This window comes from Klebsiella sp. JN_Kp121, assembly GCF_040062145.1.
Lineage (GTDB): Bacteria > Pseudomonadota > Gammaproteobacteria > Enterobacterales > Enterobacteriaceae > Klebsiella > Klebsiella aerogenes.
Window position 1 is genome coordinate 149,239 of record NZ_JBEAHX010000005.1, and the last position, 14,769, is coordinate 164,007.

Below are 14,769 nucleotides of genomic sequence, written 5' to 3' on the forward strand. Positions count from 1 at the left end.
CAATCTGGGCCCCGACGGCTTCGCGTAGACTTTTCCCACTGTTGATTATTTCTCTTATGTATTTTTCGTATACACAACTTTGGGGTTAGTGATGTTTAAGCGTTTCTTTATAACAGGTACTGACACTGCTGTCGGGAAGACGGTAGTATCCCGCGCGCTGCTGCAGGCACTTGCTGCCAGCGGTAAAAGCGTCGCCGGGTATAAGCCTGTGGCGAAGGGCAGCAAAGAGACGCCGGAAGGACTGCGTAACAAAGATGCGCTGGTATTACAGAGCGTGTCGACGCTGTCGCTGCCGTATGATGCTGTCAATCCCATCGCGTTAAGCGAAGAAGAAAGCAGCGTGGCGCACAGCTGCCCGATCAACTACGGCTTACTCAGTGACGGCCTGCAGCAGCTCAGCGGCAGAGTGGATCATGTCGTAGTGGAAGGTACCGGCGGCTGGCGCAGCCTGATGAACGACTTACGCCCGCTCTCCGAGTGGGTAGTGCAGGAACAACTGCCGGTAGTGTTGGTGGTGGGCATTCAGGAAGGGTGTATCAACCATGCTCTGTTGACCGCTCAGGCGATCGCCAACGATGGTCTGCCGTTAATCGGCTGGGTCGCCAACCGCATTAACCCAGGCCTTGCGCACTACGCTGAAATCATCGACGTGCTGAGCAAAAAGCTGCCTGCGCCGCTGATTGGCGAGCTGCCTTATCTGCCGCGCGCCGAACAGCGCGAACTCAGCCAGTATGTTGACTTAGACGTGCTCGGCAACGTGATGGCGATAGATCGAATCCCGGCGTAACGTCCGCGACACTACCGAAGCCAGTACGCAGGCGATCAATAAACCGGGCAGCAGCACATACTGCCCGGTCATCTCACAAATCATCAGCGTCGACATCATCGGCGCATGCGTTGTCGCGGCGAGAAACGCCGCCATTCCGGTTAAACCAATCATAATCGCTATGTTCTGATCGTTATCTAACCACAGCCCGCTAAAAGTGGCGAATAGCATTCCTATTGCCAGCCCGACGAATAGCGTCGGGGTAAAGACGCCGCCCGGCGCGCCGGAGCCGCTGCTGGCCAGCACCGCCAACAGCTTACAGATAAAGACGATGATAATGACGCTAAATAGCGGCGGCGATAGCAGATAGCTTTGCACCACGCTATAACCATTGCCCCACACCGCCGGGGTAATAAGCGATAACATGCCAACGATCAGTCCCCCCAGCGCCAGCTGCCACGGCGGCGACAGTTTCAGCCTCACGAAGCCACGGTGGCTGTAGTCCATCAGCCAGATGAACAGCGGCCCGCACAGCCCGGCCAGCAGGCCGGTTGCCAGCATTAAACCGTAATGCAGCGCGGTCAGGTTTTGTTGCAAGACGACGTGGTACAGCGGCGCGGCGCCGCCATTGAGTAAATTGGTCAGCAGCAGGGCGATCACCGCTGAAATGACCACCGGCCCGAGCGAGGCCAGCATCAGGGTGCCGAAGAGGATTTCGGCGATAAACAGGCTCCCCGCCAGCGGCGCATGATAGGCGCTGGCCATCCCGGCGGCGGCGCCGCAGGCGACCCATAGCTTCCATTCAGCGCGTGGGGTAAAACGGCGGGCAAACAGCGAGGCGGCCAGCGCGGCCAGCAGGATCATGGCCCCTTCGCGGCCAATGGCGCTGCCGGTCACGACCACCAGCAGCGATGCCAGCGATTTGACGAGGCTTGCCGGCGTATCGAAACAGCCATCGCCGGTTTCCAGCGCTTCCATGTAATCGGTCGGGGCGTGCGGACGCGAGACGCTACGCCGTTGCCATAACCAGAGCAATGTCCCCGCCGTGATTCCGCCAAGCGCCGGCGTCAGCAGCCGACGCCACCACGGCATCGACTGCGCGGCGTTCACCAGACTGCCGCTATCATTACCGAGAAATAAAGTTTCCAGTGCCACCATCGAGTGGCGAAACAGCGCCACGGCCAGCGCCGCAAAGATGCCGACGAGCGTGGCGATGATCAGGCGACGAAACATCACCTGCACATCAGGGTAGTTATGAAGACGATGCATTAGCGGAAGTGAAATTGGGATTCATAGCGTTATTGTGATAGGGAATAACCTTAGATGCAAAAGCTATAAGTGCCGCGCCGGGGATCGACGCGGCGGGTGAGTTAACGATACAGCTGCTTTTCCGCCACCGCGATGGGCAAATATTCCTGCCAGCTAGCCAGCGTCGACTGCGCCAGTAGGCCCAGCGCCCGATAGAACGGATGCCCGGCGTTTTCCATAAAGACGCTCAGAAAACGCCCGGACCACGGCAGTAGATGCCAGGCCAGCAGTTGCGCAAACAACTCATCCTGATTTGTTTCACACAGCCATGCGGCCAGCAGCAGCAGTGTTCCGAAGTGGTCTTCGGGTTCGTTGCGCTCAAGATCCAGCGCGATACCGTTGGCGCGCATCCACTCGCGCAGCGCAAGCGTCGAGTCGCCGAATAACACCGACTCTTTATCAAGCCACACCGAACCCCACGGCGGAGCGGGAAGCGCCCATGGACCGATAAACAGACGCTGCCAGGCTTGCGGCAGCGCCTCGTCGCTGCTGGCGGTAAATTCCATCGCCAGTGAATCGGATACCGGGAGCGGCCACTGCGGCTGCCAGCTACCATCGAGAAAAGCGGCGACCAGCGGCGCGTTTTGCTCGCTATTCGGCGCATAAGAGAACAGCGCGCCCAGCGTGCGGGCGCTTAGTGCGACGGCGTCGCGATTTGGGATCTGCATCATTACCCTATTCCTTACTGCGGCGCGCACAGGCGCGCCGTCTCGTTAACCCGCAACCGCCATACCCACGGTCATATGCAGGCCATAAAACAGGCCGCGGCCTATACACTCCGCGACTAAAACCATTATCAGCCCGATCAATAACCCGGCGGCGCGCGGCGGCTGGCGGCGGATCAGCGGACACAGCCAGCAGCCGAGACCGAGCGCCAGCAGGATCAGCCGTAGAACCTGCAGTCTGCCGTAATCCGGTAGCAGGGCGTTCGCCTGTTGTACTGAACTGTGGATCGTGCCGAGATCCGCGTTTTGCAAGACAACAACTGCCACGCTGATGATGAGTGCGGCCACGCTAATAGCGGCAAAAAACCAGCCGTTGAAATCGACTTTCGCCAGCTTTAGCAGCAGGGCAGCGAACAGCGGCCCTGCGAGCAGTACCGTCAGGAAGAACGCGCTGGTGGTGTAGCCATTGTACCACGTTGGCACGGTGTCAATTTGGTAGACCCGGGTCATCGCCATCACAAATAGCAGCCCCAGCAACATGGTGAGAAACAACCAGATTTTGCCAGGTGCCGAGGGCATTTTTCCCACCGCCGCCAATAGCCACCAGAATCCGCCGACGATGAAGAAGAGGGCGCCGCTGGCGATTTCATTACTGAGCGCTGAAGCGCCAACGCGGTTCAATGAGTTAAATGCCCGTAGCGGCGAGCCGAGATGCATGACAGAAGCGAGAAAACCTATTCCCATCAATAGCCAGATAAAGAACATGCTGCGCACCAGCCGCTGTCGCGCTTCGCGCTGACCGCAGAGCGACACCCAGCCCAGGCCGCTGACAATAACCGCGCCAGCTACGCATTGCCCCAGTACCGTAAACAGAACCAGCGGCCATTCATGCCATCCATTTCCCATTTTAGACCTCCTGCGGATTGGCCAGATAGCCGGTGGTATCGCCGCACGGACGGCTGTTGGCGTTTGGTTTTATCACAATGCTCGGCCTGGTGAAGTGCGCCGACGGCAGCGGCGCCACGGCGGCCAGTTGGCCGTGCTTTTCACGCAGTTCGGCAATCGGCCCGAAGTCCAGCGCCCGCAGCGGGCAGGACTCGACGCAAATCGGTTTCTTGCCTTGTGCGACGCGTTCGTGACAGCCATCGCATTTGGTCATATGCCCTTTAGCGGCGTTGTACTGCGGCGCGCCATACGGGCAGGCCATATGGCAGTAGCGACAGCCAATGCACACCTCTTCATTGACCACCACAAAACCATCTTCGCGCTTGTGCATCGCCCCGCTCGGGCAGACCTTGGTGCACGCCGGGTCTTCGCAGTGGTTACAGGCGATGGAAAGGTAGTAGGCATAAACGTTCTGACTCCAGACGCCATTGTCCTCCTGCCAGTCGCCGCCGGCATACTCATAGATACGACGGAAGCTGACGTCCGGCGTCAGGTTCTTGTAGTCTTTACAGGCCAGCTCGCAGGTTTTGCAGCCGGTGCAACGGGCGGAATCGATAAAAAATCCGTATTGAGCGCTCATGGTTTACTCCTTAAACCTTCTCGATTTCGACCAGATTGGTATGCTGCGGATTTCCCTTCGCCAGCGGTGAGGGCCGGTGGGTGGTGAGGGTATTCATGCAGGCGCCGTGGTCGACGCGATCGCCAGCCATATTGGCATCGTGCCATGCTCCCTGACCCATCGCCGTCACCCCAGGCATAATACGCGGCGTGACCTTTGCCGGAATACGCAGTTCGCCGCGCTGATTAAAGACACGCACCATGTCGCCGTTGTTAATCCCGCGTTTTTCGGCATCGAGAGGGTTAAGCCACACTTCCTGGCGGCAGGCCGCTTGTAAGACATCGACGTTGCCGTAGCTGGAGTGGGTACGCGCCTTATAATGGAAGCCAAACATTTGCAGCGGGAATTGGCTGCGCAACGGATCGTCCCAGCCTTCCAAGGTGGAGGCATAGACCGGCAGCGGGCTAATGACTTCGTCTTTTTCCAGTTGCCAGCGGGCGGCAATATCGGCGAGGCGGCTGGAGTAAATCTCAATTTTGCCGGAGGGGGTTTTTAGCGGATGCGCTTCAGGGTCGCGACGAAAATCGCGATAGGCGACGAAATGGCCGTTCGGGTCTTTACGCTTGTAAATGCCCATTTTTTTGAGCTCGTCATAACCCGGCAGCGCCGGATCTTTGGCGACCATTTTGGCGTACAGATACTGTAACCACTGCTCCTGAGTTCGTCCTTCGGTGAAGCGCTGATGCACATCGTCGCCAAGGCGTTTTGCTACTTCACTTAAGATCCAGTAGATAGGTTTGCGTTCGAACTTCGCCGTGGTGGCGGGCTGGATGAAAATTAGATAGCCCATATTGCCGGCATAGTCGTTAGGAATGATATCTTCTTGTTCGACGGTCATCAGATCCGGCAGCAGAATATCAGCGTATTTTGCCGACGAGGTCATAAAGTTTTCGATAACCACGATCATCTCGCATTTGCTCTCGTCCTGCAGGATATCGTGGGTTTTATTGATGTCGGAATGCTGGTTAATGATGGTGTTGCCAGCATAGTTCCACAGAAATTTAATAGAGACCGTCAGCTTCTCTTTGCCGCGCACGCCGTCGCGGGTGGCGGTCATCTCCGGCCCGCGAGCGATAGCGTCGGTCCAGCTAAAGCAGGAGATGGCGGTTTTTACCGGATTCTCCAGCACCGGCAGGCGCTCAATGGTGATGGTATAGGTCGATTCGCGGGCGCCGCTGTTACCCCCGTTAATGCCGACATTGCCGGTTAAAATCGGCAGCATGGCGATAGCCCGCGCGGAGAGCTCACCGTTCGCCTGGCGCTGCGGGCCCCAACCCTGGCAGATATAGGCGGGTTTGGTCATACCGATTTCGCGCGCCAGCTTAATGATGCGATCGGCGGGAATACCGGTAATACGCGAGGCCCACTGCGGTGTCTTGGCGGTGGCGTCGTCGCCCAGGCCGAGAATATAGGCTTTATAGTGGCCGTTGGCCGGGGCATCGGCCGGCAAGGTTTTCTCATCGTAGCCGATGCAGTATTTATCGAGGAACGGCTGGTCGACCAGATTTTCGTTAATCAATACCCAGGCGATACCGGCGACCAGCGCCGCATCGGTACCGGGACGAATGGGGATCCACTCATCTTCACGCCCGGCCGCGGTATCGGTATAGCGTGGGTCGATGACGATCATGCGGGCGTTGGAACGCTCACGGGCCTGCTCCAGGTACCAGGTAATGCCGCCGCCGCTCATGCGGGTTTCCGCCGGGTTATTGCCGAACATTACCACCAGTTTACTGTTTTCAATATCCGAGGTGCTGTTACCGTCGTTGCTACCGTAGGTATAGGGCATGGCGCAGGCGATCTGCGCCGTACTGTAGGTACCATACTGGTTAAGCGAGCCGCCGTAGCAATTCATCAGCCGCATTACCGGCGAGGCGGAAGGGGAAGAGCGGGTCATATTGCCGCCGACAATCCCGGAAGAGTAGTTAATATAGACCGCTTCGTTGCCGTACTCTTTTACCACGCGTTCCAGATTCCCGGCGATGGTATCCAGCGCTTCGGTCCAACTAATGCGCTCGAATTTTCCTTCGCCGCGTTTGCCGACGCGTTTCATTGGGTAGTTTAGACGATCGGGGTGGTTGATACGCCGGCGAATAGAGCGCCCGCGCAGGCAGGCGCGAACCTGATGATCGCCGTAGATATCGTGGCCGGTATTATCGGTTTCCACCCACACCACTTCGTCGTCGCGGACGTGCAGGCGCAGCGCGCAGCGACTGCCGCAGTTAACCGAGCAGGCCCCCCATACGGTTTTTTCTTCTGCTCCGGTGGCTTGCTGCACGGCGGCGGCCGCGGCGTGTAGACTGAACGGCAGCGACAGACCGCCGGCAGCCAGGGCCAGTGAACCGATTGCTGAGGATTTTATGAGGTTGCGACGGCTGACGCCGCCGGGATGTTCTGGGTAGGACATTGTGCTCACTCCATGATTTTTATTATGCGAAATGCCGCTGGCAACCGCGGGGGTGCTGGCGCATGGGTGAGGAATAATACTTAAATAGGGGTAGGCGAATCTTATCTCCGGTCAACCAGAGATAAGATCCTTCACTCGAAAGCGGCGGTTATTGCCCGTCTGAATCGGTGGCCGCCGCGTCGCCGTTGCGGGTATAGATTATCTTGAAGGTGTCGTTAGCGCAGTGGCCCACCACCTGAGCGCCGGGTTGGTCAGGCTGATCGTTCGGTACAATGGCCAGGCTAAAACCAGAAGCCGGAACGCCGTTGTTGATGATCTTTTGCTGGATCTCGCCCTTTACCCGCTCGCAGGAGTCCGGCGCTGCCAGTGCGGATGCCGAACCCAGCAGCAGGGCCGCGCACAACCATGGGGATAGTTTCATCATAAGCTCCTTATTGATGTCATCCAGTTTTAAGCATAGCAGAATTGGTGTAAACAATTGTATTTGCTAAAATGATTGGAATGTTCCCAAAAAGGTAGCGGCTGTGAATAAACTGTTTTTGCTGATCCCGGCGGCGTTGCTGCTCAGCGCCTGCGATAAGCCGTCAGCGCCGGCGGCGTTTACCCCGGAGATGGCCAGTTTTTCCAATGAGTTTGAGTTCGATCCGCTGCGCGGCCCGGTTAAAACCTTTACTCAGATCCTGTTCGACGACCAGGGGGAAATGGTGAAGCGGGTGCGTGCCCAGGTGTCGGCAGAAGGGTGTTTTGATCTGCTGGATTTTAACGACCTCGAAAACAAAACCGGCGCCACGCTGGTACTTGACGCGAATTACTATCTGGATGCGCAAACGCAGGAGAAACGCCTGCGGCTGCAGGGGAAATGCCAGCTCGCCGAGATGCCGGCGGCGGGCGTCAGTTGGGAGACCGATGATAACGGCTTTGTGGTGACGGCTCGCGGGAAAGAGAGTACTTCCAGCTATCGCTACGACAGCGAAGGTTATCCACTGGGCAAAACCACCACCGCGAAAGATGAGCGCTTCAGCGTCGTATCGACGCCGTCCACCGATCCGCGTAAAAAGCTCGATTACAGCGCGGTGAGCGTATTTAACGACCGCGCGTTAGGCAAGGTCAATCAAACCTGCGACTATGACGATCACGACAACCCGATCCGCTGCGAGATGCAGGTTGTCGATGAAAGCGTCCAGCCGGCGGTGACGCGACACTACAGCATCAAAAACAGTATCGACTACTACTGAGCGGTGGGCTTGAGTAGCGTCTGGCCTTGAGGACGATGTTTCTCAAGGTACTGATGCTGGAACAGGCACATGCGAATGGTATTGCGGTATTCGCCGTTGATAAAGAACTCGTGAATCAGCTCGCCTTCGACCATAAAACCGAGTTTGCGGTAGATATGGATCGCTTTTTCGTTTTCTTTATCAACAATCAGATACAGCTTATACAAATTGAGAACGGTAAAGCCGTAGTCCATTGCCAGCTTAGCGGCGCGCGTCGCCAGCCCTTTGCCCTGATATTCCGGGGAGATGATAATCTGGAACTCGGCGCGACGGTGAACGTGGTTTATCTCCACCAGTTCAACCAGCCCGGCTTTTTCGCCATCGCATTCGATAACGAAACGGCGTTCACTTTGATCGTGAATGTGTTTGTCGTAAAGGTCAGAGAGTTCGACGAAGGCCTCGTAAGGTTCTTCAAACCAGTAACGCATTACGCTGGCGTTATTATCAAGCTGGTGGACGAAGCGCAGGTCTTCGCGCTCAAGCGGGCGGAGTTTGACGTGAGGGGCGTCAGACATGGGAAATCCTGTGTGCATTAATAGAGGATGGCGCCCACGGGCGCCGGGGAATTATGGCGTAATAACGCGACCGGTACGGCGGTCAAGACAGCGCAGGGTGTTAGGTTCCCAGTAGGCGTTGACGTTGGCGCTCTTCTGGCAGTTATCCTGCGCATCGAAGGCGACGTCGGTTTTGTCCCACTCTTTCTCCGCGCGTTTATTCACCTTCTGCCGTAGCGAGCGGGTATCGTTCCACTGCTCTTTTTCCATTGCGGCTTGCTGACGGCTCTGCGCGCTGTCGCCGGACTCGATCACCAGTTTGTCGGTTTGCGCGAAGGACGAAGCGGTATAGACCATTGCGCTTGCCGCCAGCAGGGCGGTCAGGCACCAGCGTTTATTGCGTGTCATTTTCATCACGATTTCCTTTGAGTGATAAAAAGGGTTAACCAGTTGGACAAGTTTACTACAACTCGCTACCCACGCCTACCTGACAAAATGGCATGGGTTCAGGCACATTATCGCGTACACTGGTGCAACAAATTGTCTCATTTACCAAACTTTAATGCTGAAAACCACGTTACTTTTCTTTGCTACCGCGCTGTGCGAAATCATCGGCTGTTACCTGCCGTGGCTATGGCTGAAGCGGGGCGGTTCGCCGCTGCTGTTGATCCCGACGGCGATGGCGCTGGCGATGTTCGTCTGGCTACTGACCCTGCACCCGGAGGCCAGCGGCAGAGTGTATGCCGCTTATGGCGGCGTCTATGTCTGTACCGCGCTGCTGTGGCTGCGTTTCGTCGATGGTGTGAAGCTAAGCCACTTTGACTGGGCGGGGGCGGCGATTGCGCTATGCGGCATGCTGATCATCGTTGCTGGCTGGGGGCGGGCATAGCGTCTTGTAACAGGATAAAAAATCGCCCTTTGTGATCTTCCACGCTAATTTCAACCTTAATTCTTGTATGGTAGAAGACTAGTTGCCTTACTTACCTTAACCGCATCGTGCTGTTTATCGTAAGAGGCAATTATGGCTACACAAACCCTTGCCAGCGAAGCTGGCACCAAACCCGTGCGTATTGGCCGGGTGCAAAAAGTCACCCTGACGCTGCTGTTTATCGCCGGTATCGTCAACTTCCTCGATCGTTCGTCATTAAGCGTTGCCGGTGAGGCTATTCGCGGCGATCTCGGGCTTAGCGCGACCGAATTCGGCGTGCTGCTGTCGGCGTTCTCTCTGTCATACGGCTTTGCTCAACTGCCCTCGGGTATTTTGCTCGATCGCTTCGGCCCGCGAATTGTATTGGGGGCAGGGCTGATTTTCTGGTCACTGATGCAGGCGCTAACCGGGGTGGTGAACTCCTTTAGCCACTTTATTTTGCTCCGTATTGGCCTCGGGATTGGCGAAGCGCCGTTTATGCCGGCGGGGGTAAAATCCATTACCGACTGGTACGTACAAAAAGAGCGCGGCACCGCGGTCGGCATTTTTAACTCGTCAACGGTGCTTGGCCAGGCGATTGCGCCGCCAGCGCTGGTGCTGATGCAGATAGCCTGGGGCTGGCGTACCATGTTCGTGGTTATCGGCCTTGCGGGGATCGTTGTGGGCCTGTGCTGGTACGCGTGGTATCGCAACCGCGCGCAGTTCGATCTGCAGCAGGAGGAGCGCCAGTATCTGGCGGCGCCGGAAAAAGCGCGCCCAACGCTGGTATTCAGCGAGTGGCTGGCGTTGTTCAAACGGCGCACCACCTGGGGCATGATTTTAGGCTTCTCCGGGGTGAACTATACCGGCTGGCTGTATATCGCGTGGCTGCCGGGTTATCTGCAGGCGCAGCAGGGACTGAGCCTTGCGAAAACCGGCTGGGTGGCGGCGATCCCGTTCCTGGCCGCGGCGGTGGGCATGTGGGTCAATGGGCTGGTGGTCGATGCGCTGGCGCGCCGCGGTTACGATCTGGCAAAAACGCGCAAAACGGCCATTGTGGTTGGCCTGACGCTTTCTGCGCTCGGCACGCTGCTGGTGGTGCAATCAAACTCGCCGACCCAGGCGGTGGCGTTTATCTCCATGGCACTATTCTGCGTCCACTTTGCCGGGACCTCGGCCTGGGGGCTGGTACAGGTGATGGTCAGCGAGAATAAAGTCGCGTCGGTGGCGGCGATTCAGAACTTCGGCAGCTTTGTTTTCGCCTCTTTTGCACCGGTCGTCACCGGTTGGGTGGTGGATACCACGCACTCCTTCAACCTGGCCTTGGTTATCGCCGCCTGCGTGACCTTTGCCGGCGCGCTGTGTTATTTCTTCATCGTAAAAGACCGCATCAATTAATCGCTAACGGGGGGCGCCAGGCGCCCCCCGCAACCACATCCGTTTGTGATCCTTCGCATCTTTTTTAAATATCATACTTGTATGGTAGTAGGTCTGGTGATTTAATTTTGATCACTAACCGCACAGATGTAAGGAATTACCCATGAAGATCGTTGCCGCCGACGTGTTCGTTACCTGTCCAGGGCGTAACTTCGTCACCTTAAAAATCACCACCGATGAAGGGATTGTCGGCCTCGGTGATGCCACGCTAAACGGCCGTGAATTGTCGGTCGCCTCATACCTGAAAGATCACCTTTGTCCGCAGCTGATTGGCCGTGATGCTCACCGCATCGAAGATATCTGGCAGTTCTTCTACAAAGGCGCTTACTGGCGCCGCGGCCCGGTGACCATGTCGGCGATTTCCGCCGTTGATATGGCGCTGTGGGATATCAAAGCCAAAGCCGCCGGAATGCCGCTTTACCAACTGCTGGGCGGCGCCTCGCGCGAAGGGGTGATGGTCTACTGCCACACCACCGGTCATTCCATTGATGAAGTGCTGGACGACTACGCCCGCCATCAGGAAATGGGTTTTAAGGCGATCCGCGTGCAGTGCGGTATTCCGGGGATGAAAACCACCTACGGCATGGCCAAGGGCAAAGGTCAGGCATACGAGCCGGCGACCAAAGGCGTGTGGCCGGAAGAACAGCTGTGGTCAACGGAAAAATATCTCCATTTTACCCCGCGGCTGTTTGCCGCCGTGCGCGAAAGATTTGGCTTTAACGAGCACCTGCTACACGACATGCACCATCGCCTGACGCCGATCGAGGCGGCGCGCTTTGGTAAAAGCATTGAGGAGTATCGCCTGTTCTGGATGGAAGATCCGACCCCGGCAGAGAATCAGGCGTGCTTCCGCTTAATCCGCCAGCATACCGTCACGCCGATTGCCGTCGGCGAAGTCTTTAATAGCATCTGGGATTGCAAACAGCTGATTGAAGAGCAGCTCATTGATTATATCCGCACCACCATTACCCACGCTGGCGGGATCAGCGGAATGCGGCGCATCGCCGATTTTGCTTCGTTGTACCAGGTACGCACCGGTTCTCACGGGCCGTCAGATCTCTCTCCGGTATGTATGGCGGCGGCGCTGCATTTCGACCTGTGGGTGCCAAATTTCGGTGTACAGGAGTACATGGGCTATTCCGAACAGATGCTGGAGGTCTTCCCGCATAGCTGGCGTTTTGACAATGGCTATATGCATCCGGGCGATAAACCGGGGCTGGGCATCGAATTCGACGAGAAGCTGGCGGCGAAATATCCCTATGAACCCGCCTGTCTGCCGGTGGCGCGCCTCGAAGATGGCACGCTGTGGAATTGGTAAGGAGAGAAAAATGAAAAGTATTGTTATCCAACAGCCAAACGCGCTGGCGATTGAAGAACGGCCGCTGCCGCAGCCGGGAAATGGAGAAGTGCGGGTAAAGGTGAAACTGGCGGGAATTTGCGGCTCAGATAGCCACATCTATCGTGGACATAACCCGTTCGCCAAATATCCCCGGGTCATCGGCCACGAGTTTTTCGGCGTGATTGATGCCGTGGGCGAGGGGGTGACGGATAAAGTCGTGGGCCAGCGGGTGACGGTTGATCCGGTTATCAGCTGCGGCCACTGTTATCCCTGTTCGGTCGGTAAGCCCAACGTCTGCGCTTCGCTGGTGGTGCTGGGCGTCCATCGCGATGGCGGTTTTAGCGAATACGTGGTGGTACCGGCCAAAAATGCCTGGCCGGTGCCGGAGAACGTGAGCGACCATCATGCGGTAATGGTTGAGCCCTTTACCATTGCGGCGAATGTCACCGGGCAGGCTAAACCACGCGAACAGGATATCGCGCTGGTCTACGGCGCCGGGCCGATGGGGCTGACCACCATTCAGGTGCTCAAGCGCGTCTATAACGTGCGGCAGGTCATCGTTGCCGATCAGATCCCCGAGCGGCTGCAGATGGCGCAGCAAAACGGCGCCGACTGGACCATTAATAATAAGGAGCAACCGCTGGCGCAGGCGCTGGAAGCGCAGGGTATCCGGCCAACGCTGATTATCGACGCCGCCTGCCATCCGGCGATTTTCGCAGAGGCCATCGCACTGGCCTCGCCGGCGGGCAGGATCGTATTGATGGGCTTTTCTACCGAACCTTCAATGGTGGCGCAGCAGGGGATTACCGGCAAAGAGCTCACTATTTATTCTTCCAGACTCAATGCCAATAAATTCCCGCTGGTTCTTGAATGGTTGGCAAACGGATTAATAAATCCGGAGCGGCTCATCACCCATCAGTTTGCCTTTGAGGATGTTGTCGATGCCATGACGTTATTTGAAGAAGATCGCAAGCATTGTTGTAAGGTGTTATTAACCTTCAACGCATAAATATAAATAACCTCGCTGTATCCTACTTTAGAGATTATTATTATGACGACAGCTAAAAAAGAGAGAAGCACCTCGGATCTAATTCGCGCCGCGGTATCCGGTTGGCTTGGCACGGCACTGGAGTTTATGGATTTTCAGCTTTATTCTTTAGGCGCCGCGCTGGTCTTTCATGAGATATTTTTCCCGGAGCAGTCGGCGGCTATGGCGCTGATATTAGCGATGGGAACCTATGGCGCAGGATATATTGCGCGGATAGTTGGCGCTTTCATATTCGGTAAAATGGGGGACCGCATCGGGCGTAAAAAGGTTCTGTTTATTACCATCACCATGATGGGAATTTGTACCACGTTGATCGGCGTTTTACCTACCTACGCGCAGATTGGCATTTTTGCACCGGTGTTACTGGTGACCCTGCGTATTATCCAGGGACTGGGGGCGGGCGCTGAAATTTCCGGCGCCGGAACCATGCTGGCGGAGTATGCGCCAAAAGGCAAACGCGGCATCATCTCTTCTCTGGTAGCGATGGGCACCAACTGCGGGACGCTGAGCGCCACGGCCATCTGGGCGATAATGTTCTTCCTGCTCGATCGCGAACAACTCATCGCCTGGGGCTGGCGTATTCCGTTCCTCGCGAGCGTCGTGGTAATGATCTTTGCCATCTGGCTGCGTTTGAATCTGAAAGAAAGCCCGGTATTTGAACAGGTCAACGAAGCCGATGAAATTCAGGCTAAAGCCGCCGCCGCGCAAAACACGTTCGGCGCAATGTTAAAAAGTAAATCATTCTGGCTGGCGACCGGTTTACGTTTTGGTCAGGCTGGTAATTCCGGTTTGTTGCAAACATTTCTCGCGGGATATCTGGTACAGACTCTATTATTTGATAAAGCGATTCCGACCGATGCCTTAATGATTAGCTCAGTGATTGGTTTTATTACTATTCCGCTGTTAGGTTGGTTGTCAGATAAAGTTGGCCGCCGTTTACCTTATATTATCGTCAATATTTCGGCCATTATTCTGGCCTGGCCGATGCTGGCCATTATTGTCGATAAAAGCTATAGCGCCAGCACAATTATGCTATCGCTGATTGTCATTCATAACGTGGCGGTGCTGGGCTTGTTCGCGCTGGAAAATATTACTATGGCGGAAATGTTCGGATCGCGTAATCGTTTCACCAGAATGGCTATCTCAAAAGAGGCCGGCGGTCTGGTGGCGGTGGGATTCGGGCCGGTGCTGGCCGGTATCTTCTGTAACGTAACCGGTTCGTGGTGGCCGATTGTCGCGATGCTGATCTGCTATTCAGCTATCGGTCTCATCTCGTCCTTGCTGATGCCGGAAGTGTGCGACCGTGACCTGAGTCTGGACCACGATGCGGCGGACGCCGGTACGCGCCAGGCGCTGAGCGCGAACGGCCAATACGCGAAATCCTAATCTCATCGTTAACGCTATCCAGCCGGGTTTATTCCCGGCTCATTCCCACCATTGCGCGCAGGATCACGAAACGCGACAGCGCCGAATCTTCTTGTATGGTAGTTGATGGAAATCAAAGATGTCATACCAATTGCGTGCGATGGTTTACCTCACCAAAACATTCTGTTTGAGAAT

Annotated in this window: 14 protein-coding genes and 1 pseudogene; 7 read left to right on the forward strand and 8 right to left on the reverse strand. The window is 56.3% G+C overall.

Annotated elements, in window-relative coordinates:
• The first annotated feature begins 91 nt into the window (after window positions 1-91).
• Window positions 92-787: a dethiobiotin synthase gene (gene bioD, locus ABLU86_RS09685; protein WP_015366772.1), complete on the forward strand. Its 696-nt coding sequence runs from the start codon at window positions 92-94 to the stop codon at window positions 785-787.
• Here the strand turns inward: bioD and clcB are convergent.
• The 6 genes from clcB to ABLU86_RS09715 all read right to left on the reverse strand — a co-directional run bounded on the left by clcB (window position 740) and on the right by ABLU86_RS09715 (window position 7,131).
• Window positions 740-2,035 (reverse strand): voltage-gated ClC-type chloride channel ClcB, encoded by a 1,296-nt coding sequence (gene clcB, locus ABLU86_RS09690; RefSeq protein WP_047076671.1) that lies wholly within the window; start codon window positions 2,033-2,035, stop codon window positions 740-742. The two genes, bioD and clcB, sit on opposite strands and share 48 nt — an antisense overlap.
• 101 nt (window positions 2,036-2,136) lie before the next feature.
• A complete protein-coding gene (gene dmsD / locus ABLU86_RS09695; protein WP_047076670.1) occupies window positions 2,137-2,745 on the reverse strand; it encodes a Tat proofreading chaperone DmsD in 609 nt (202 codons plus the stop codon).
• Window positions 2,746-2,787: 42 nt separating this feature from the next.
• A complete protein-coding gene (locus tag ABLU86_RS09700; protein ID WP_047076669.1) occupies window positions 2,788-3,645 on the reverse strand; it encodes a DmsC/YnfH family molybdoenzyme membrane anchor subunit in 858 nt (285 codons plus the stop codon).
• Window position 3,646: 1 nt separating this feature from the next.
• Complete coding sequence (locus ABLU86_RS09705) at window positions 3,647-4,264, reverse strand: DMSO/selenate family reductase complex B subunit (protein ID WP_196521885.1); 618 nt, start codon at window positions 4,262-4,264, stop codon at window positions 3,647-3,649.
• Between the two features lie 10 nt (window positions 4,265-4,274).
• On the reverse strand, window positions 4,275-6,710 hold the full coding sequence (ynfE, locus tag ABLU86_RS09710) for a selenate/tellurate reductase subunit YnfE (RefSeq protein ID WP_348796081.1): 2,436 nt from the start codon (window positions 6,708-6,710) through the stop codon (window positions 4,275-4,277).
• Window positions 6,711-6,858: 148 nt separating this feature from the next.
• Entirely contained in the window at window positions 6,859-7,131 is a 273-nt protein-coding gene (locus ABLU86_RS09715) for a DUF1161 domain-containing protein (RefSeq protein WP_063443492.1), read from the reverse strand.
• Between the two features lie 103 nt (window positions 7,132-7,234).
• Here ABLU86_RS09715 and ABLU86_RS09720 point away from each other — a divergent pair, with 103 nt between their 5' ends.
• Window positions 7,235-7,945: a YnfC family lipoprotein gene (locus ABLU86_RS09720; RefSeq protein ID WP_063443491.1), complete on the forward strand. Its 711-nt coding sequence runs from the start codon at window positions 7,235-7,237 to the stop codon at window positions 7,943-7,945.
• Here the strand turns inward: ABLU86_RS09720 and speG are convergent.
• Both speG and ABLU86_RS09730 read right to left on the reverse strand, forming a co-directional pair.
• Entirely contained in the window at window positions 7,939-8,499 is a 561-nt protein-coding gene (gene speG, locus ABLU86_RS09725) for a spermidine N1-acetyltransferase (protein ID WP_015366764.1), read from the reverse strand. The two genes, ABLU86_RS09720 and speG, sit on opposite strands and share 7 nt — an antisense overlap.
• Before the next feature lie 51 nt (window positions 8,500-8,550).
• Window positions 8,551-8,892: a DUF1283 family protein gene (locus ABLU86_RS09730; protein WP_015366763.1), complete on the reverse strand. Its 342-nt coding sequence runs from the start codon at window positions 8,890-8,892 to the stop codon at window positions 8,551-8,553.
• 113 nt (window positions 8,893-9,005) lie between these two features.
• On the opposite strand from ABLU86_RS09730, the pseudogene ABLU86_RS09735 reads away from it, so the two are divergent.
• The 5 genes and pseudogenes from ABLU86_RS09735 to ABLU86_RS09755 all read left to right on the forward strand — a co-directional run bounded on the left by ABLU86_RS09735 (window position 9,006) and on the right by ABLU86_RS09755 (window position 14,595).
• Window positions 9,006-9,367: pseudogene (locus tag ABLU86_RS09735) on the forward strand (YnfA family protein).
• A gap of 132 nt (window positions 9,368-9,499) precedes the next feature.
• Complete coding sequence (locus tag ABLU86_RS09740) at window positions 9,500-10,783, forward strand: MFS transporter (RefSeq protein WP_042897599.1); 1,284 nt, start codon at window positions 9,500-9,502, stop codon at window positions 10,781-10,783.
• A 142-nt stretch (window positions 10,784-10,925) separates the two neighbouring features.
• Window positions 10,926-12,140, forward strand: a complete 1,215-nt coding sequence (gene manD / locus ABLU86_RS09745) for a D-mannonate dehydratase ManD (protein WP_015705296.1) — start codon at window positions 10,926-10,928, stop codon at window positions 12,138-12,140.
• A 10-nt stretch (window positions 12,141-12,150) separates the two neighbouring features.
• Window positions 12,151-13,170 carry a Zn-dependent oxidoreductase gene (locus ABLU86_RS09750; RefSeq protein ID WP_337087376.1) on the forward strand — a complete coding sequence of 340 codons (1,020 nt, stop codon included), beginning with the start codon at window positions 12,151-12,153 and terminating at the stop codon, window positions 13,168-13,170.
• A 42-nt stretch (window positions 13,171-13,212) separates the two neighbouring features.
• Window positions 13,213-14,595, forward strand: coding sequence for an MFS transporter (locus tag ABLU86_RS09755; RefSeq protein WP_020078938.1), 1,383 nt, complete (start codon window positions 13,213-13,215; stop codon window positions 14,593-14,595).
• Window positions 14,596-14,769: the final 174 nt, after the last annotated feature.